Here is a 19,812-nt window from a genome sequence, read left to right as displayed (position 1 = left end):
AAGGCCAGGGCAAAAAAAAAGCCTCCCGATTCAGGAGGCCTTTTTTGAAGTAAAAAACTAAACAGTCAGATTACTGAGCTGCAGTTGCCTTTGCTTCAAGAGCTTTTTGTCCACCCGCATAACGCAAGTATCCAACACACTGACATTCTTCCCAAGTTTCAGGTTCGCCAACATTTGCGCAAATTCCTGTTTCGTTGTTAAGTGAACAGCAGTCATAAACTCCAACACCTTTGATGATACCTTTTGATTCAGAAACAATTACGGAACCTGTGGATTGACCATCAGATACACCAGATGCTTGTTCTAAGTATTCACCTAAGATTTTTTTCAAACCATCACCAGCAACTTGAAGACGAGCTGCTTCACGGCAAGTGGATTGTTTCATTGCAACCGAGTTAGCTTTGATAGCTTTGTCAGAAGCACGTGCAGAAAATTTCATGTAAAGATAATCGTATTCTTTTTCTTTCCCTTTGCAATACTCAGCAGGGCTTTCACCACGTTTTGCAGCAGCTGCATCAGGTGCACAAGCCCAACCTTCAAAAATCCAACCATTTTTACCTACGGTCGTAGCGTCTCTTCTGCCTCCATCATTGGATCCGCAAGATACAACAAATGCGATTAGAGAGGCACATACGATAAGCGATTTCTTCATAAAGAATCTACTCCTTTTCCGAAGAATTTGATCCTATAAGAAACCCTTGTCAATCTTTTCTCAAAGAAAACGAAAGAGGGTTGTAGGATAAAGATTTACATTTTCCCTGAATCGACCGATTCTAATTTTATGTCTCGCCGTTCTTTTCGCATTTTCTACACACTAACCCTCCTTTTTATTGCGTTCTTTCCACAATTTATTTCTGGGAAAGAAATTTCTATTCTCCCTGCCTATATTTCAGGCGATGTTCCTCCCGTTCTCGGGACACGACGCGAGGCGGGTTTTGAATTGTCCCGTCTTTCACGACACTATTTAAAACGAAATTTTTTTACTGAAATCACAGATCCAAAACTTGTAGAAAATTTTTTGAATGAATCTGAGTGGAACGAAGAGGCAGAGTTAAAGGATCAGGATTTATATTCTTATTGTAACGAATGGGATTCGCATTTTGTAGTACAAGATCAAATTGATTTTGGAAATCCCATCCTTGTTAAATCAGTTATTTTCAATTGTAAAAACCAAACGAGACAAACCATCCAATCCAAACTCATTTCAAATTTTGTTTTGGCATACGAAAAACATAATGAAAAAAGTTTTAGATTTTTGCCTCCACGATTTTATGAAAAGAAAAACAAAATTGCTCCCAATTATGAGATTAATGTTTTTATCGATATCAATTCCTCGTATGCCTATTACAAAAAAGATTTCTTAAAAAGTTTAACTTCCATGTACGATCAAGATGGATTGTTTTTGGGTGTGACTCTCATTAAAAAAGACAAAACAGTCACTATTCCACCAACAAAAGAACATATAGAAATTAAAAAATTGATGGAGGAAACCGGTTGGCAGGGAAACAACCAATCAGAATCGATCGTTTCCGCATTACAAGGGTTAAGATCAAAAATCTCCTCTGGGAAAAAAGATTCTAGAAAACTCTTTTTATTACTTTCTTCAAGTATTAAAGATAAATCCGGGTCTATCATTATGGCATTGAATGATTTGCGCCATATGGAAATCGAACCTGTATTGTTAGTTCCCAACCACTCGGAACTGAGTACCATTAGAGAATTACAAAGGATTGGTAAGGCAAGTAATAGCCGGGTTGTAGGAATTACGGAATACCAAAAGATTGGAACCTCAGAAGGATACGAATATCTCTATTTAAACCAATTTAATGTTTATTCCTCGGTAGAAGAATTACAGATGCCTTTCAATTGGAACCAGAACCAAGTCAAAAAGTTTGATGCCTCTTTGGTTCGAGCCGCAGTTGATGTGGTCACTCCATACAACCTTTATCTAGCTTATGAAAAAATATCCGATAAACGTGTATTGGAAAAAGAAGAAATCAAAACTGATTTGGAATATATACTGCGAACAGAATCCAATACAGACCAAACAGAAAAAGATAGATTCCAGACGGTTCTTGTTGAATCAAAAGGAGAAGCCATTTGGATTCAGTTGCCCTATGATGTGGTGGTAACAAAAGGAAAAGAATATTTAATCCAAACTACGTTTGTCCTTGATCCTCTTTCTACTTGGGGAGTGAGAAATGCTCCTGCAGAAACAAATTTACTAAAAATAAATTCAACATATCCAAAAACACTGATGGTAAAACCTTCACAGGCAAAAAAGTTTTTAGATACTAACAAAATTAGAGAATTTAATGGTTACTTGCAAGGGACAGTGAGTGTCATTAAAAAGAAGTAAACCAAGTTCAGAATGGATATGTAGCGGATCTGATATCCAAAAGATTCGCAACCAATGGATGGAAACTTCTAATTCCAATTTACCAATGTTAATCATTGGAGAAAGAGGAGTAGGGAAAAGTTTTTGGATCCAGAGGAGTTTAGAACAAAGGAATATTTCTCCGAGTTCCATCATTCGGTTGGATTTTTCGTATCCATTTCCATTTGTTGAATCCTTAGAAAAAATCAAATCATCCAAACAGATGGTTACCATTCTGATTGATTGCATCACAAAGGCAAACCCAGAAGAAGTATTGTTATTACAACAATGGTGGAAGTCTGAAAAATATGAAGAAAAATCCAAAGTAAACTTATATTGGGAAATCCATTCTGAGGAACTCGAAATCCTAAATCAAAAGAATGTGTATGCTGATTTTTATGACCAGTTAAAATCCTTTCGATTTGAACTTCCTAATTTGAAAAAAAGAATTTCTGAATTACCGTTATTTGTTTCTCAGTTTTTAGAGGAAGCAAACACTGATCTCGGTAAAAAGATTACAGGGATGGAAGAAGAGTTTTTTGTTTTTTTTAAAAACAAAACGTTCACTACAAATCTTTCTGAACTAAGAGATATGATCTTTGCACTTGTTGGATTTTCTTCTGGCAAACAATTGCATTGGAAACATATCCCATCACATTTTTTTGAAAACCAACTTACAGAATTAGAAGTAAAACCTGGAATTAGTTTGGAAAGTTATGAAAAGGAAATCATCAAAGCCAATTTAATTTATACAAAAGGAAATAGAGAAAAAGCGGCCAAACTACTTGGAATCTCTGAACGGAATTTGTATCGCAAATTACATGAATATCATTTGGAGGATCTTTCTTGAAGTAAGGAAAAGAGGTGCATAATTTTTTGTAAAAAATAATTCCTTCCTTCTTCATCGCGAAGCCCTGATTTGAATTTGATATTCATTTCAATCACTTGGTCATAAAATAAATCTAAAGTTTTATCAGTAAATAAAGCGGAATCAGAAACCAATTGCCTTCTTACAAAATTTTTTCTGGCATCAGAATAACTTCCTGTTTTTAAAAGTTCATCCATGATAGGAATGGGAACTTCACCATTGTGTCTTGCTCGAATGACTTTGATTTTGCGAATTTCATCTAGTTTGTAGCTGAGTCTGGTTAAGAAACTGAGGATCTCAGAGTTTTGGTCACTAAACTTTGTAAATTCTTTAAAAAAATCAATCTTACGTTTTTGAACTAATGTTTCTACGAGAACATTCGTATTCAGTTCATTTTGACTAAATAAAACGGAATTCACATCATCGATGGTAAACTTGGAACGGTGTAAGTATTGTTTTAGTTTTTTAACACTTTTAAGGTAAGCTCCCACGTTTGCAGGAATTCGATGGATGAATTCATCGGCAGCATTGGGTTCAAAATGCACTTGTTCTTGGTCACAAACTTCTTTGAAAACTTTTGGGTAATCACTTGGATATAAAAACTTAGTTTTGTAATAGTTTAAAGTTCCTTGAAAAAGTTGAACCAAACTTTGTGGAATGTCTTTTCCATCGTAATGAACAATGAGGAAAATTTCATCCGAAACTGCGGTTATATTTTTACGAAATCCAGAAGCAAAGTCTTTCCATTCTTGCGCGGATTTCGCATCAAGTATGGGTTTAAAAAGTGCGGCAGCTTGTTTGACAATGATGAGTTTTCTTGGGTAGAACATATCAGGTGTAAATAGTTCAGCAAAAAGTTTTGCCTGTTCTCCTGATTCAGATACAATCAAAATGATTTCGTAAGGGCCTGAAGACTTTGAAAGGGCTTCTTTGTAATGATCGATGATGAGTTCAAATTCATAAGAATCTTCGCCTGTGTAGGCAAAAAATTGCGGAAGGTTACTAGTTTGGGTTTTGAATAGTTGGAAAAGAGAGCTAAATTCTCTGGCTTGTGATTTTTTTGTTTCCATTTTCGTGAATCCGGTCTAATCTTTCGATAGGATCGAGGCGATATTCATAGTATGGAAATCTCAAGTAATGTGGCAAGAGTTTCAGGACTAGGGGAACCGTATATGTATGTGTCCCCTGCATACAATACCCAAGCCGTGGAGCAAGTGGAAGCAATCCAATCTCGTTCCTACCAGCCTAAATATGTTTCTGGTGAAACAGAAAAAAAAGCGGCTGAAGTGCAAACCAGCCCTGACGCAAAAGCAGCCTATAAACCGGGAAATTTAGTCAATCTATACGCTTAAAAGACCTTTCCCAATAAGGTAACCATACCGAAGAACGAGCGAAAAAACTTCGGAGGGGAAATCCCATCACATTGGTATAAGATCCAACTCGTTCTAACACGGGACCGTTTTCATCTTGGATCCCATAAGAACCTGCTTTATCAAACGGTTGGCATCGTAAAATATAATCTCTAATTTCATCTTCGTTCCAATCCTTAAATTGAATGACGGTTTCTTCATAAAAGAAATCAACACTCCTTGCGGTTTGTAGACCAGCCCCCGAAAATACCGAATGTTTTTTTCCTGAGAGTGTTTGCAGGATGCGAACCGCATCTTCCAAGTCAGTGGGTTTGTGCAAAATTTCATCTTTGAATACGACTATGGTATCAGCGGCCAAATAGAGATGGTTAGGCTCTAAATCTTGTCCTAATTTTGAGTGAACCATTCGTTCTAAATACCGAAGGGCTGGTTCCTGTTTGTTTTGAGACTCGTCAATGTTTGCTGGTGTTACTTGGAACAAAAAACCGAGGTCAGTCAGTATTTGGATCCGTCTTGGCGATGTCGATTTGAGTATAAACAAATTCTTGCTATTCCTTACGGGATATTGTTTCATTTCATAATGGTGAATCCTCGACTTTTGGCTATTTTTTTATGGGCATTCGTTTTTGTTTTTGGATGCAAACGAGGTCTTTCGGAAGACATCCAAGATTGTAATCCCATAGCGGATTACTACGAAAAGGGAACTCACTATATAAGAAGAGATTTGGTTCGGGATGATAATACTTTAGATTATAAAAAACTTTTGGAAGACACAAAACCTCAAGCTAGCGATTGTTATCCTTCCAATCACGAGGTAAAATGAGTTTGTTTGATGTAAAAGGGAAAACAATTTTGATCACCGGTGCCAGCCGAGGTATTGGTAAAACATTGGCTCTAGGATTTAGAGATGCCGGTGCTATCGTTTACGGTGCAGGTTCCAGACCAGAATCCATTGAATGGATGACCAAAGAAGGTATCAATGGTGTGGTCTTGGATGTGCGAAGTGAAGGTGCGGCTTATGAAGTCATTGGCCAAATTAGAGCAAAACATGGAAAACTGGATACACTCATCAACAATGCAGGGATTGCAACAAACACTCCTGCTTCTGGATTTAAAGAAGAAGAATTACAAAATATAGTTCAAACAAACTATGTGGGAGTATTTCGCAATTGCCAAGCTTACTACAAACACCATAAAAAAGAAGGTGGAAACATCATTAACGTAGCTTCGGTTCTCGGAATGGTGGGAAGTAAACTTGCTTCTGTTTATTCTGGCACAAAAGGTGCTGTCATCACTTTATCCAAAGCACTTGCCATAGAGTGGTGTAATAATGGTTACCGTGTGAATGTGATTTGCCCCGGTCTTATTGATACAGAAATGACCGATATGATCAAAGACAAAGAATTCATCATGAAACAAGTGCTTGCTGGAATTCCGATGGGTAGACTTGGGAAACCAGAAGAATTACTCGGTGCAGCAATTTATTTAGCATCAGATACTTCTTCTTATATGACAGGTCAGTGTATTGTTTTGGATGGAGGTCTCACAGCACAGTAGTTGATGTGAATACCAATGATCCTTTACCTCCATCCAGAAAATCCGGAAGTTCGAAAACTCAAACAAATTTCGGACAGGTTGAAGGATGGAGCCGTATATATTTTTCCAACTGACACAGTTTATGCGATTATTGCCGATTCTCATTCAAAGTTGGGTGTCGAAAAAATATACGCCATTCGTAAACTTCCCAAAGACAAACCACTTTCTCTTATGTGTAAAGACATTTCAATGGCATCCAATTTCATTGAATATTTACCAAATTCAGCCTATCGTCTAATGAAACGAGTGACACCTGGCCCATTTACCTTTGTCCTGAAAGCCAATAAAAATCTACCGAAACCCTCGATCGTTCATCATAAGGATAAACAGATAGGGATTCGTATCCCAGATCATATTTACCTGACTGAACTTTTAAAAATTCATAATTCACCTCTCACTTCCACATCAGCTTTTTGCGATGACGAGTTCATCATTGATATTGATGATTTAGAATCTATTTATGGCAACCAAGTGGATGGGATTGTAGATGGTGGAATTGTCAGAATGGAACTTTCTACTATTGTACAAATCAATGATGACTCGATTGACTTGATCCGTGAAGGAAAGGGATACGATCTGATAGCCGGAGAAATCTCTGGTTAAGAGGAATCTTCTTAGTTAATTTAAAAAGTTAAACCTGGAATTTTTTTAAGGTGTGCTTCATACCCATACATTCTTTTTTCTAAATGTTTCGGAAGTTTTAACGAAATCTCATTTCGTGCATATTTCAGAATGGGTATAATTTTATATCCATGGGAATAAACCCAAACTGGTTCCGTAATTACATTTTTAATTTTTTTTTGATTCCGCGAATTGATTTCTAATTCGAAAGATAAAATGATTCCACCATCAGTGTTTTCTCTATTCTGAGCAGACAAAAAATTACCAAGAGAATAAGCAACCAGTCGATCTTCCCAGGTTTTTTCTTCTTGGAACTGATCAATTCTTTGCACTACATGCGGATGGCCTCCAATGATAATATCAGCTCCGGCCTCAAATCCAAGATTCACCCATTTGGTTTGCGACTTATCAGGTTTCTCTTCATACTCCGATCCATAGTGGTACCAAAGGATAACAAAATGAATTCCGCTTTCTTTGGCGAAAACCACATCTTCTTTGATTTGGTTTTCATCCAAGAGCCTAACAGTTCGACCATTTTTAACAGGAATTCCATTGGTTGAATATGTATAATTATAAATCGCAATTTTGATTCCATTGACTTCGATAAAAAAATCTTTTCTATCTAAGTAATCAGAATTGGATTTAAAAGTTCCAATAGGAACCATTCCTTTTTGGATTACAGAATCAATTGTATGATCAATTCCAAATGGGCCTTTGTCAGCAGAATGATTGTTAGCTGTGGATAAAATATCAAATCCAGAATTTTGTATTCCTGTTAAATAACCAATCGGAGAACCGAATCTTGGGTAACCTGTAAATTCAATTGGATCTGTTGCTATCGTGGTTTCTAAGTTACCTAATGTTAAATCAGCATCTTGTAATAAATTTGAAACGTATTCGAAACTACCACTGGAATCATATTGTTTTGTTTTTGGAAAATAATAGGTAGAGATTTGTGAGTTATGGCACATGAGATCACCAACAACTTTAATTCGCACTTGCCTAGTAAAGTAAACATCAGGTAGAGTGTAACAAGAAAGGCAGGGAACCGTGACCAACCAAAAAAATATAAAACGAAATAATGTAATCATAATAGGTATCTTGCTAGTTCTCTTTAGTTGTGGTTGGGAAAAAGATTATAAACGAGCTGCCTATTTATCCTTACAACCAGATACCGATTTAATATTAGCACCATTTCCATTCAATATATTTGATAGAGAGGCAAGGGATGCAATCACTCTTTCGCATTATTCAAAGGAAGAAATTAAAAATATTTTAGAAGATCACAATTTATCTTGGGAAACGTTAAACCACGAATGGCAATTGGATGCGGAAGATGAAAACTTTTCGAAAGAAGTCAATTACACATCACACTATACACAATACTTTTATGATACAGAAATTCCCATTTGGATTTATGGACCAAAATGGATCCGAACTGGTCAGTATTCTGATGAAATCAACCAACAACACATCCCATCCATATACGGAAAAATTTTAGACTTTAAGTTTAAGAATACAATCGATGTATCCTATTTGGAAAAAATATTCCGCAACGAAACCACTAAACCAGAAATCATTGTCACTGTAGTTGTAGACCAAGGTGGAAGGCAACTTTACAAAGCCCATAAAGGTGCTTATCCTTTCTTGGAAGATTTAAAAAACAAATCTGCCTATTTCAAAAAAGCAAAAGTCGGTCATTTAGAATCCCATACAGCAGTCGGTCATATGGCGATTGGTACTGGAGCTTTTCCAAAGGATTCAAAAATCTTCTCAAATGAAATTTATACTTTTGCAGACGGAAAAGTCCTCCATAGACCAGTTTACCAAGGGAAAAACAAAGATTGGGATCTGAGCGAGATGAAAGTTCCAAGTTTTGCCGATGAATGGGATCTTTCCAAAAACAATGAACCTGTAATCGTAAGTCAATGTTACGCGGCTAGAGCCGCGGTAGGAATGGCTGGTCACGGTAAACTTTTTTTACCAACAACAAAAGGATCTGAAAAAATCTCTCCAGATAATGATTATGTTTATTGGCAAGACATCAAAAATTTATCTTGGTCCACCTACACAGATGCATTCCTTGTTCCGAAGTCTGTGCAAAAGTACAATTTGTACCAATTCTATTTGAATCATAAAAAAGAGATTTCTACTCATTTTGATGCAAAAGATCCTATAGATTTAATTTCAAAAATCCATCATTTCCAAGGTTCTGAATTTCAGGCAAAGATGGATGGTTCCCTCTTTCGCGATACCATTACAGAAACCATTCTTAATACAAAAAAAGATAAAGATGGAATCACGGATCTTGGTTATGTTACTTTAAAAGCGACGGATGCTGTTGGACATTTGTATGGATGGGAATCCAAAGAAGCGGAACAAGTTTTAAAAGCTACCGATAAAGAAATAGAAACCATCTTTGAATTTCTAAAAACCAATTTTGGTGATAACTTTATTATGGTGGTAACAGCCGATCACGGTGCGGCTCCAATGCCAGAAATCTCCAATGGTCTTTTTCTAAGTCATGAAAGATTTTTTGATACTGTGAATGAATTATTACCGGAATCAGAAAGAACCAAACATTCTTTAGTCAAATGGGTGGCTCATTCCCAATTGTCTTTGGATCGTGATTTGATGACGAAATACCAAATCAGTGAAGAGGCAATCATTCAAAAAATCATGTCGATTCAAGTGAAAGAAAGGCAGTTTTTTAGAAAGCTGTGGAAACGAGAAGAAATCCCGAATCTATCTTTATAAAATAGATTCGGAACGAATGTTATTTCTTTTTGGTTGAGGGTTCGTCTTTTTTAAAATCCTTCAATTTCAAAAAAACTTTGATCTCTTCAAAATCAATTCGATCGAGGCTTACGGAAACCGGATCACCGATGAAAAATATTTTGGAATATTTTTTCGAATAAAATGAGAAATCATTTTTTATCGTAACTTCAAATTCATCGGTAAACTCCGATTTATCAAGTACCCCTTCCAAATTAGAAATATCTAATTCGACAAAAATTTGAGAAGGTCGGATTCCAACAATAAATCCCTTAAACTCTTGGATTCCTGTTGATTCCAGGTAACGAAACGATTTGATTTTTACAATGTCTCGTTCCGCATCTGCGGCCCTTCTTTCTTCTTCCGAACAATGAAGTCCCATAACGGCGATTTCATTTTCCGAGTAAGCTCTTTCTGTTTCTAAAAGGGTTGCCTGTAACACTCTATGAACAATTAGATCAGGATACCTTCGGATGGGTGAAGTGAAATGACAATAGTCCTTGAACCCAAGTCCCCAGTGCCCGAGAGGATCTGATCCGTAATACGCCTGCATAAAACTTCGTAACAGTAAGTAATTGAAAATTTTTCCAACGGAACCATCTTCGATTTCTTTTACTGCCTTCATGATTTCTGCGTAACTTGTATCTTTGATTTGGATGTTATATCCATTCAATTGGAGAAAGTGATTGAGGGTCTCTAGTTTTTCCTCATCCATGGCTTCGTGGATTCGGTGTAAGGAAGGAACTTTCTTTTTCCTTAAAAACTCATCTACCTTTAAGTTGGCAGATAACATTAACTCTTCAATGAGCATATGACTTGTTAGGCGTTCCCGATTTTCTATCCCAACAGGTTCTTTTCTTTCGTTCCAAGTGATTGTTGTTTCTCTTAAGTTTAAATCAATTCTCCCGGCTTCCATTCTACGTTTGCGAAGGGCTTCTGTGAATTGTGAAACCTGATACATCCAATTTTTAGGATCTTTGGCTTTGATTTCCTCTTCGGCCATTTCATAAGTGTATCTTGTATTCACTTTGATAACGGATTTATAGAACTTGGCATTGTAAATTTCACCAGATTTACTTGCTTCCATCTCTACGGTAAAGGCGAGGCGATTGGTATTGGCTACCAAACTACAAAGGTTTTCTGATAAAATCGGCGGTAACATGGGAACCACTCGGTTGGCTAAATAAACCGAAGTGGCTCTTTCATAGGCCTCTTTGTCCAGAGGAGAATCTTTTTCTACATAATAGGAAACATCAGCAATATGAATCCATACGCGAAGTCTATTTCCTTCATCGACAAAACTAATGGCATCATCAAAATCCTTGGCTGTGATTCCATCGATTGTGACTGCATATAAATCCCGTAAGTCGGTTCTACTGTTCCAATCAGAAACAGTTTTTTCCGAAACTTCTTCAGGAAAGTCCAAAGGGATAAAGTCAGGATGCACAGGATCATAATTGTATTTCATTAGAATCCGTTGTAAGTCACTGTCTTCTTTTGTATCCGATTCAAAACGAATAAAACTCACATCGTAAAGATTGTCCTGAGGGATGGCTCCCTCTTTGAATTTTACAATGAGGGTATCGTTTACATTAATCGAATCAAAGGTATCTTTGAGAATGGATTTAACGTGAAGGACTCCTTCTTTACCTTCACCTAGCATATCGAGGAAATTTCCAAAAACAAATTTGTTTGTTTTTTCTTTCACTCGCATTCGGTAAAGAACACGGCCTCGTTTGACAATATTTGTGACTTCTGCTTCAAGCCTGTCTCTTTTTCCAATTCCCAAAGGAATGACTTCTACTTTGTCTCCGGTGATAGCGGAATTAGTCATCGGCCCTGGTACAAAAATTTCGTTTTTGGAGGGGAGAGAGATAAATCCATCACCCCTACGAGAGATTGATATTCTTCCTGTTAGGCGAAAGGGACTGGCTACCGTTAGGTATTTTTTGTTAGGAATTAGCAAACCTTCGGCTTCTAACAAATTTATAAGTTGGTCGATTAAGAATTCGATTTCTTTTCTAGGAACTTTTTCTTTTCGTTTGAAGGATTTTACTTTCTTCGTTTTTGGGTCGGGTCGTTTGAATTCACTTGATTCGGTAAATTTTTTTTTGATCTCTTGTCTTGTGATGTCCTTTCCGGATTTTTGATCCAGAAATTCTATGATTTTTCTTTGTATTTTATAGGTATCCATAAATTCATTTGTGATCTACGTAGGTCCCGCGAATGTAGTTGGGCAGGAGAGATAAATAGTCGGTTTTATTAGGTTCTGTTTTGAAATACTCTTTCAAACTATACTGTAGTATAGACGAAAGATTTAGGTTTGTCGCTTCAATTTTTATGGCGGTAATAGGGTAAAACTTAGGCAAATTTCCAGTATAGTACCAATTGTTAGGTGTCCATTCACCTGTTTTAATTTTTGATTCAATGGATTCGGGAGTCAAATCAAGGGATTCCGAGAATTCATTTCCAATATCAAATTTTGTATAGTATTTCCCTTGTTTTCCATCCAAACAAAGTAGGGAACTTCCTTTTCCAGCTTTGTTTTCAGCAATTCCTACCAAATAGGCCTCCAAACTATCCACTCCAAAAACAGGAATTTTCCATAGTTGGGAAAGGTCTCTCGCAGTAGTGACTGTTATGCGAATGCCGGTAAAGGATCCTGGCCCAATCGCAACAATGATAAGATCAGGTTTTTTTATTTTTGCCTTTTCCAAGCCCAAACGAATGCAATCGACCAATTTAAAAGAGGATTCCTTTGGTGTGGTTTCCGTCTGTTCAGAAAGTATTTCTAACTCTAAGTTTTCTGAAGATTTGGCAACGAGAACTTGGATCCAGTCTTGGGTTGTATCAAAGTAGAGAACGTTCATCTAATTTCTTCTTCCGACCATTCCAAAGTATAGGAACGAAATTCTATGGAATCGGATTCAATTGACAAGTGGATACGACTTTCTTTTGGTAAATAAGGTTCCGCAATTTGCCACCATTCAATCGCAGAGACTGCTTCTTTTCCCCAGATTTCCTCGAATCCAAGTTCATCCAATTCTTCTAAAGTTTTCAAACGATATAAATCAAAATGATACAAACGAAAGTTAGGCGAATCGTAAATATTGTATAAGGAAAAGGTAGGGGAATTGATGGAACTTTCTGTTCCAAACCGGCTATACCATTCTCGAACGAAGGTTGTTTTGCCGGCTCCCATTTCGCCAGAAATCAGAATGACTGGGAACCTATTTTTATCTAAGAATTGTTTTACCAACTGGTCCAAACTGAGAAACACTGGGTTTAGTTCTGATTCTCTGAGAGAGAGAAAACTAGCCTTCATTGATTAAAGAATTTCTCCACATCGAAGGAATCAAATTGGTAAGCAGTTCTACAAAATTCACAAGTGATTTCAATTTTTCCCATTTCATCGATGATGGAATCTGCTTCTTGTTTTCCAAGAGAAGCAATGATATCAGCCACTTTATGTCTGGAACAATCACATAAAAATTCGGGAGATTCTTTGCTTAAAACTTCCAATTCAGATCCGATTTCTGTTTGGAGAGAAGTTAACATCTCATCGATACTGAGTGCCCAAAATGCTTCTTTTCTCACAAGTGGTTGGATTTTGGAAATGAGAAACTTAAAACTTTCTTCTGGGGCATCAGGCAAGGCTTCAAAAAACAAACCCTTTGCGGAAAAATCATTTCCAGGAAAATCAAAAGGATACACTTCCATTCCCACGATGGCTTTGATTTGTTCTGATTCGGTTAGGTATTTGATAAAATTAACTTCAAAAGTATCTTCCACAAGGTTTGTGTAAGATTGGTATGTGTCTGAATCAAAATCCCAACGAATCACTTTCATGATTCCTTGGCCTAAAATAAATTCATTTCGAATGTCACCTTCTTCATGACTTGCAGAATACGCGACAGACTTCATTTTCCCATACCGATCACTATAGGCTAAAGCTTGTTTGTTGGAATCATCCTTCCATTGGATGCTCACCTTTTGTTGGTTTTTTGTCATCTCTGCGAGAAAGAGTGCTCCCATCATGGTTTTGGAAAGGAATACGGACATTTCTTTGTTTAGAGAATGAAGAAACATAGGTTCTTTGGCTGTTTCTGTCAAATCGACTAAAGTGAATCGATAGTGGTGGGTGTTGGATATACCTAAAATAACTTGGTCAGACATTATTTGATTGAAAGGGGTGTTTTCTGATTCAGTCTGTGTCACAAGATAGATTCTGCAATCTGAAAAAAGGAAAAATATGATCTTTGGCGCCTGTTATTATCCAGAACAATGGAACCCTAAGGATTGGGATGAAGACCTAAAAATAATGAAAGAGATGGGTCTTTCTTCTGTAAGACTAGCAGAATTTGCTTGGGGACTTATGGAACCCAAGGAAGGAAAGTTCGACTTCTCCTTGTTTGATGCTGTTTTAAAGAAAGTCCAAGAACATGGAATGACTGCGATTCTCGGAACACCGACGGCAACCTTTCCTCCTTGGTTGTACAAAAAGTTTCCAGAAATTGTTCAGGTCTCCAAAGAAGGGATTGTACGTGGGATTGGAACGCGACGCCAGGCTTGTTTTTCTTCCCCTGCTTACAAAAAAGCTACGGAACGAATTGTGACTGCTATGGCCAAACATTTTGGCAATCATCCTGCAGTAGCCGGTTGGCAAATTGACAATGAACCAGGGCATGAAGGCTCCGATGTTGATTATTCTCCATTAGCTCTTAAAAATTTTCGTTTATGGCTGAAAACAAAATACAAAACCTTAGATTCGCTTAACAAACGTTGGGGGAACATCTTTTGGGGAGTAATTTACTCGGATTGGAATGAAATTCCTCTACCGGCGGCTCATGTGGCTAGTAACTTCAACCCAGCGATGATCCAAGACTATTATAGGTTCCAATCAGATGAACTAGTTTCCTACATTCATTTCCAAGCTGAGATTTTACGAAAGTACAGCAAAGAAAAACCTCTCACAACGAATCTTTATCCTTCTCCTTTTTTACCAATCACAGATATGGCAGATATGTTTTCCAAATTGGACTATGTGTCTTGGGATAACTATCCTGTTTGGGGGAACCAACAAGAACCATACCCACATCCACTGGTGACTGCCACGCAACAATATTCTAGAGGTTTGAAGAACAAACCATACACTGTGATGGAACAATTTTCGGGTGTCCAAGGTCACGATACTTTGGGTTACCTTCCACCGCCGGGTCAAATTGGTCTTTGGCTCACACAAGCCATAGTGAATGGAGCGAACCAAATTTATTTCTTTCGATACCGGACGGCAAGATTTGGCCAAGAACAACTTTGTTATGGAATTCTAGACCATGGAAAAAGAAAAACTGCCAAATACTTTGAATTAAAAAATACAATCGAAGACATTCGTGAATTTGCTGCCGACATCGCTGATTCGCCTTACAAAGCTGAGGTGGCTATTTTACACGATATCGAAAATTCACGTAATTACAAACACCAACCGCTCAGTGATGGTTTGAAATTTGCTCCGGTTCCTTTTGCTCAAGTTGGTTACGATATTGAACTCGCCACTTGGTTTGCAGGAACCAATGTTTTAAACGTAAATGCACATTCCCTGCCCATTAGTGCAGAGAACGATTGGTCAAAATACAAAGTATTAACACTCCCTCTCTATACAATGTTTGATCCATCGGTTGTCGAAAAATTAAAAACTTATGTAGCAGGCGGGGGAACTTTGGTTCTTGGTTACCGTGCGGGAATCAAAGACAAAGACCATTGGATGGTAGAAGAACCGGTTCCCGGTGTATTCGGTGAAATGACTGGGGTAGAAGTGTTTCAGTTTGAAGCGCCCGCAACGGACAAAGTTGGGATTCGGATGGGAATATTACCTCTGAAAGGTGCCAAGTTTTGTGAAATTCTGGAACCAAAAACGGCAAAGGTCATCGCAAGATATAATGATTCTAAAAAATTCTATTCCGGAAAACCAGCCATCACCGTGAATTCTTACGGAAAAGGCAAAGTTTATTATGTGGGAACTTCCTTAACTCCTGAAAGTTTCATTCTATTATACCGAAAGATATTAAAAGGGGCAGGAGTTCCTTTTGGTTTTCTTGGAGCCACCATTGAACGCCATTATCGTGAAGGGAAAAAATACAATTACCAAATCACGATGAATCATTCGTCAAAGTATAGGTTGGCTGGTCTTTCGATTTTAAAACCTTTTGGTTATAAGATCAAAAAGATTCCTAAATAGAAATTTGATATTTGAAAAATAAAAAATGAAAGTACAAGATTATCAATCCATCAACCGGATTCTGAACGAAACGTCTGGAAAAAATAAACCCGGTGAAATTTTTGTAGATAACCTACATTCCCCATACATTCAGTTTTCAGAAAAATTTTTAATTCCAGGAACGTCTAGCACACAACCAGAGTTTGGCGATATTAAAAACTTTGTGCAAACAGTTCTAAAATACATTCCCGAAGCGATTGAAGGAACTTGTTTGTTACCAGAGCCTAGACCGAAAAGAGAAACAGGAAAATTGTTTTTTGTTCGGCCAATGATTTTTGGTTCTTCTCGGTTTTTATATGTTTTTTCGGTCGATATGTTGTATTTGGGCGGTGCTGGGTCGGATGAAATTAAAAAACCCGGCTCACAAAATATGACTCCTTCTATCTTGACTGACAGGTTATATTTCCAAGTAAAAATCATTCACCTTCATTCCACGAAAGAAGTAGGTGAGAACGTTATCGACTTCCAAGCCAAACGTTTTCAGGGTGGGATTTTTCGAGTTGAATCGGAAAAAGATGACAACAAACCCATCCGAAGGTTTTCCGAAATTTTTGATGAAATTGACTTTTCGGAAACGGAATCAACCATTCGCGAAGAACTTGGTATCACACCTGAAGTTTGGAAACTGGGTAGGATATATAGCCCCATAGGAATTGATTATTTGTCTTTATCGTTACGTTTTTTAATTCCTAGTTTACCAAAAACCATTGGGCAGTTTCGAAACTTTTATCCCATTCTGACTGAAACAGAAGCGGGAATTCCAGAAGAAACTTTAAATAAGTATCATGAATATCTTTCTTCCTTTGAAGTAGAGAGGACTCAGTCGAAGTCCGGTAATATTTTATGGAAAGTCATTCAGAAATCATCCGATAATTAAAGAGCAGGTAGTATGGGCATATCTTCACCAACCATTAGTTTTCCCATTGATGAAACCATCAAACGGATCGAATACGTAAAAGCAAATGCCATGGGGATCATCCATGAAGCAAAAAAAATCCAAAGAGAAGTATCTTCGATTCGTTCGGAAACTGATGCGGATGAAAAAGAAAGAATTGATGCCGCCGACGGTAAGTTAGGCGATATACTAATTCGTTTTTTACAAAAGTCATTTCCGAAAGATGGAATTATTTGTGAAGACAAACCTACCATTGATGGCGGAGATTTTAGATGGGTGATTGATCCAGTTGATGGTTCCATGAATTTTGTTCGAGGCCTTCCTTTGTATGCAATCTCATTTGGATTGGAACATAGAGAAACACCTGTGGGTGGAGTGGTCATTGTTCCGCCGCAAGAATCGGTTTATTCCGCTGTGATGGGCGAAGGGGCATATAAAAATGGAGAACAAATTCGCACGTCCCGAATTTCAGAATTGAACCGCGCCATTTTTTCTCCCAACCTTCCTACAAAACGAGCTCATATGATCCAAGAGATCATGGCTGACCTTTCTGGATTTTTAACCTATGCCCGTTCGTTTCGTAGAACTGGTTCCTTTGTTTTGGATTCCTGTTTTATCGCCGAAGGTGTGATGGATGCCATTTGGGAAAAGACAGTCAAACATTGGGATGTTTCGGCCATTTCTGTGATTTTAGCAGAAGCAGGTGGGAAATTGACTGACTTAAACGGAGTCCATTACTATACCGGACTTCCGGAGTTAGTGGCTTCTAACGGAGTTTTACATTCGGAAATTTTAAATTTATTGAAGACAGTTCGTTCTACAGTCAGTCGAAATTAATAGAGGGGAACGATTAGAATCGTTCTACTTTTTTAGTTTACGATTTGCTTTTGCGATCCATACTAGAGACAAAATACAATTACACTTGAATCCATCAGGAGAACACCATGGAACATAAACTCCCAGAACTTCCTTATGCAAAGGATGCACTTCTTCCCCATATTTCACCTGAAACTTTAGAGTTTCATTATGGAAAGCACCACCAAACTTACGTTACAAACCTCAATAACCTAATCAAAGGTACTGAGTTTGAAAATTCTACACTTGAGGACATTGTAAAAAAGTCTGCCGGCGGAATTTTTAATAACGCAGCCCAAATTTGGAACCACACATTCTACTGGCATTCTCTTTCTCCAAAAGGTGGCGGAGCTCCTACTGGTGCTGTCGCTGATTTGATCACAAAATCCTTTGGATCCTTTGATGCGTTCAAAGAAAAGTTTTCCCAATCTGCCATTACTAACTTTGGATCTGGTTGGACATGGCTTGTAAAAAAAGGTGACGGAGTAGAAATCGTAAACACGAGCAATGCTGGTAGCCCTTTGAAAGATGGCCTCCAATCTCTACTTACAATTGATGTTTGGGAACATGCTTACTATATTGATTTCCGCAATGCACGTCCAAAATACGTAGAAGCATTCTGGAATTTAGTAAACTGGGATTTCGCAAACCAAAACTTAAAATAAGAACGGATTTAAGAATCACACGTCAAAAGGCAGGTTCCGGAATCCGGCTCCTGCCTTTTTTATTTCATAAAAAGATTCAAAATGAATCTTGGTAACTAATACAGAGTTTTTTATGACCCAAACACTTCCGAAAATTAAGATCCCCAAAAAACCAAATTACACTTCCTTATCCTTACCGGAAGGAATCGAGTTTTGGGAACTCTTTCGGGTCATTGAAGCAAAATATGAGAATTGTTTCCTCCTCGAATCGGCTGGAGACAATCAATACGATTCCCGTTATTCTGTTATGGGATTCGACCCATCACATCTCCTCGTGGGTGAGACGGGAGTCTTAGAAATTGATGGAAAAAAATACTCGGTTGAAAACCCATATTTTGCTCTTCGCGAGTTAGTAGATTATAATTCGCTAAGCATTAGTTATGCGGGTGGATTTGTAGGGTATCTCGGTTATCAAAGTATGCAATTCTTTGAACCAAAATTGAAACTCGCCCCACATCCAGATTTCCCGGCAATGATCTTCGGATTGTACTTAGATGGACTTATTTACGATAAATTTACTGGGGAACTAATCTATTTTGATAACGGAACCAACCGTATCGAAGAAGTGAACCAAATTCTAAACCTTGCAGCAAAACAAAATTCCCAAAAACCAAAAGCAAAGGTTGCTCTTTTACAGGCAGGTCTATCCAAAGAAGTCCATAAACAAATGGTAGAAGAAGCTTTAGAAGAAGTAAAAGCTGGAAATACTTTCCAATGCCAAATTGGATTTGAAGAAACTTACCAAGTAGATGGAAACCCGTTAGCCATTTATGAAACCCTGCGGGAAATCAATCCATCTCCTCATATGTATTATGTAAAATTTGGATCTCGTGCCATTTTGGGTGCGAGTCCGGAGTTACTCTTTCGTTTGCGACAAGGGGAAATGGAATCTTTTCCTTTGGCTGGAACCACCAAACGTGGAGTTGACGCCAAAGAAGACACTCTCCTTGCTCGAAAACTATTAACCGATCCAAAAGAAATTGCCGAACACAATATGTTAATTGATCTCCATCGTAACGATGTCGGTCGAGTGGCAAAATTTGGAACGGTAAAGGTTCGTCGGCGTTTTGACGTAAAAAGATTTTCTCATGTGCAACATATCTCCAGCGAAGTGGTAGGAATTCTTTCTTCCAAAGAAGATATGTTTTCGGGACTAGCTTCGTCATTTCCAGCGGGAACACTTTCTGGGGCTCCCAAAATTGAATCGATGAAAATCATTGAACGAATTGAAAAATCTCCACGTGGTCCTTATGGCGGAGCAGTTGGTAGTTTTGGATTGAATGGAGATTGTACTTTTGCCATTCCGATTCGAAGTTTTTTTGTAAATGGAAACAAGGGATTTGTCCGTGCTTCGGGTGGAATTGTTTTTGATTCCAAACCAGAAGACGAATACCAAGAAATCATTAATAAAATGGCATCTGTTCGAAAGGCCTTAGATTTTCATAAAGCTACATAGTGAGTAGCGAATCAAAATTCA

At 37.7% G+C, this 19,812-nt stretch carries 20 protein-coding genes; 12 read left to right on the top strand and 8 right to left on the bottom strand.

Features of this window, described 5'->3' with window-relative positions; all coding sequences use genetic code 11:
- Positions 1–70: 70 nt before the first annotated feature.
- Positions 71–652: a lipoprotein LipL21 gene (locus EHQ16_RS06345; RefSeq protein ID WP_002972335.1), complete on the bottom strand. Its 582-nt coding sequence runs from the start codon at positions 650–652 to the stop codon at positions 71–73.
- 129 nt (positions 653–781) lie between these two features.
- Here EHQ16_RS06345 and EHQ16_RS06340 point away from each other — a divergent pair, with 129 nt between their 5' ends.
- On the top strand, positions 782–2,359 hold the full coding sequence (locus EHQ16_RS06340; RefSeq protein ID WP_135634599.1) for an LIC10012 family protein: 1,578 nt from the start codon (positions 782–784) through the stop codon (positions 2,357–2,359).
- The gene (locus EHQ16_RS06335) at positions 2,340–3,227 is read left to right on the top strand and encodes a helix-turn-helix domain-containing protein (RefSeq protein ID WP_135634601.1); all 888 of its coding nucleotides are present in this window, start codon (positions 2,340–2,342) and stop codon (positions 3,225–3,227) included. Before EHQ16_RS06340 ends, EHQ16_RS06335 begins: the two co-directional genes overlap by 20 nt.
- On the opposite strand, the gene holA is transcribed toward EHQ16_RS06335, so the two are convergent.
- Complete coding sequence (gene holA / locus EHQ16_RS06330; protein ID WP_135634603.1) at positions 3,206–4,315, bottom strand: DNA polymerase III subunit delta; 1,110 nt, start codon at positions 4,313–4,315, stop codon at positions 3,206–3,208. The genes EHQ16_RS06335 and holA overlap by 22 nt on opposite strands.
- 51 nt (positions 4,316–4,366) lie before the next feature.
- Here holA and EHQ16_RS06325 point away from each other — a divergent pair, with 51 nt between their 5' ends.
- Positions 4,367–4,597, top strand: coding sequence for a hypothetical protein (locus tag EHQ16_RS06325; RefSeq protein ID WP_135634605.1), 231 nt, complete (start codon positions 4,367–4,369; stop codon positions 4,595–4,597).
- Here EHQ16_RS06325 and EHQ16_RS06320 read toward each other — a convergent pair.
- Positions 4,581–5,156, bottom strand: a complete 576-nt coding sequence (locus EHQ16_RS06320; RefSeq protein WP_135634607.1) for a Maf family protein — start codon at positions 5,154–5,156, stop codon at positions 4,581–4,583. The genes EHQ16_RS06325 and EHQ16_RS06320 overlap by 17 nt on opposite strands.
- Before the next feature lie 24 nt (positions 5,157–5,180).
- Between EHQ16_RS06320 and EHQ16_RS06315 the strand changes: the two genes are divergently transcribed.
- The 3 genes from EHQ16_RS06315 to EHQ16_RS06305 are packed head-to-tail and all read left to right on the top strand — an operon-like array spanning position 5,181 to position 6,814.
- Positions 5,181–5,438: a hypothetical protein gene (locus EHQ16_RS06315; RefSeq protein WP_244241956.1), complete on the top strand. Its 258-nt coding sequence runs from the start codon at positions 5,181–5,183 to the stop codon at positions 5,436–5,438.
- Complete coding sequence (locus EHQ16_RS06310; RefSeq protein ID WP_135634609.1) at positions 5,435–6,172, top strand: SDR family NAD(P)-dependent oxidoreductase; 738 nt, start codon at positions 5,435–5,437, stop codon at positions 6,170–6,172. Before EHQ16_RS06315 ends, EHQ16_RS06310 begins: the two co-directional genes overlap by 4 nt.
- Before the next feature lie 15 nt (positions 6,173–6,187).
- Complete coding sequence (locus tag EHQ16_RS06305) at positions 6,188–6,814, top strand: L-threonylcarbamoyladenylate synthase (RefSeq protein ID WP_135634610.1); 627 nt, start codon at positions 6,188–6,190, stop codon at positions 6,812–6,814.
- Positions 6,815–6,834: 20 nt separating this feature from the next.
- Here the strand turns inward: EHQ16_RS06305 and EHQ16_RS06300 are convergent, their stop codons facing one another.
- Complete coding sequence (locus EHQ16_RS06300) at positions 6,835–7,923, bottom strand: CapA family protein (RefSeq protein ID WP_135634612.1); 1,089 nt, start codon at positions 7,921–7,923, stop codon at positions 6,835–6,837.
- On the opposite strand from EHQ16_RS06300, the gene EHQ16_RS06295 reads away from it, so the two are divergent.
- The gene (locus tag EHQ16_RS06295) at positions 7,883–9,589 is read left to right on the top strand and encodes an alkaline phosphatase family protein (RefSeq protein ID WP_135634614.1); all 1,707 of its coding nucleotides are present in this window, start codon (positions 7,883–7,885) and stop codon (positions 9,587–9,589) included. The two genes, EHQ16_RS06300 and EHQ16_RS06295, sit on opposite strands and share 41 nt — an antisense overlap.
- A gap of 19 nt (positions 9,590–9,608) precedes the next feature.
- On the opposite strand, the gene EHQ16_RS06290 is transcribed toward EHQ16_RS06295, so the two are convergent.
- Genes EHQ16_RS06290 through EHQ16_RS06275 form a run of 4 tightly spaced genes read right to left on the bottom strand, consistent with a single transcriptional unit; the run spans position 9,609 to position 13,783 of the window.
- Positions 9,609–11,801, bottom strand: a complete 2,193-nt coding sequence (locus EHQ16_RS06290; protein ID WP_135634616.1) for a ribonuclease R family protein — start codon at positions 11,799–11,801, stop codon at positions 9,609–9,611.
- Between the two features lie 4 nt (positions 11,802–11,805).
- A complete protein-coding gene (gene tsaB, locus EHQ16_RS06285; RefSeq protein WP_135634618.1) occupies positions 11,806–12,477 on the bottom strand; it encodes a tRNA (adenosine(37)-N6)-threonylcarbamoyltransferase complex dimerization subunit type 1 TsaB in 672 nt (223 codons plus the stop codon).
- On the bottom strand, positions 12,474–12,932 hold the full coding sequence (gene tsaE / locus EHQ16_RS06280; protein ID WP_135634620.1) for a tRNA (adenosine(37)-N6)-threonylcarbamoyltransferase complex ATPase subunit type 1 TsaE: 459 nt from the start codon (positions 12,930–12,932) through the stop codon (positions 12,474–12,476). The genes tsaB and tsaE overlap by 4 nt, the downstream gene beginning before the upstream one ends.
- Positions 12,929–13,783 (bottom strand): Hsp33 family molecular chaperone HslO, encoded by an 855-nt coding sequence (locus tag EHQ16_RS06275; RefSeq protein ID WP_135634622.1) that lies wholly within the window; start codon positions 13,781–13,783, stop codon positions 12,929–12,931. The genes tsaE and EHQ16_RS06275 overlap by 4 nt, the downstream gene beginning before the upstream one ends.
- Positions 13,784–13,859: 76 nt before the next feature.
- Between EHQ16_RS06275 and EHQ16_RS06270 the strand changes: the two genes are divergently transcribed.
- The 5 genes from EHQ16_RS06270 (at position 13,860) to EHQ16_RS06250 (ending at position 19,791) form a co-directional block, all read left to right on the top strand.
- Positions 13,860–15,842, top strand: a complete 1,983-nt coding sequence (locus EHQ16_RS06270) for a beta-galactosidase (RefSeq protein ID WP_135634624.1) — start codon at positions 13,860–13,862, stop codon at positions 15,840–15,842.
- Positions 15,843–15,867: 25 nt separating this feature from the next.
- Positions 15,868–16,758, top strand: coding sequence for an LIC_10030 family protein (locus tag EHQ16_RS06265; protein ID WP_135634626.1), 891 nt, complete (start codon positions 15,868–15,870; stop codon positions 16,756–16,758).
- 12 nt (positions 16,759–16,770) lie between these two features.
- Entirely contained in the window at positions 16,771–17,613 is an 843-nt protein-coding gene (locus EHQ16_RS06260) for an inositol monophosphatase family protein (protein WP_135634628.1), read from the top strand.
- A 107-nt stretch (positions 17,614–17,720) separates the two neighbouring features.
- Positions 17,721–18,296 carry a superoxide dismutase gene (locus tag EHQ16_RS06255; protein ID WP_135634630.1) on the top strand — a complete coding sequence of 192 codons (576 nt, stop codon included), beginning with the start codon at positions 17,721–17,723 and terminating at the stop codon, positions 18,294–18,296.
- A gap of 112 nt (positions 18,297–18,408) precedes the next feature.
- Entirely contained in the window at positions 18,409–19,791 is a 1,383-nt protein-coding gene (locus EHQ16_RS06250; RefSeq protein WP_135634631.1) for an anthranilate synthase component I family protein, read from the top strand.
- Positions 19,792–19,812 lie beyond the last annotated feature (21 nt).

Source organism: Leptospira kanakyensis, assembly GCF_004769235.1.
Lineage (GTDB): Bacteria > Spirochaetota > Leptospiria > Leptospirales > Leptospiraceae > Leptospira_A > Leptospira_A kanakyensis.
This window is presented reverse-complemented; position numbering and strand designations above follow the sequence as displayed.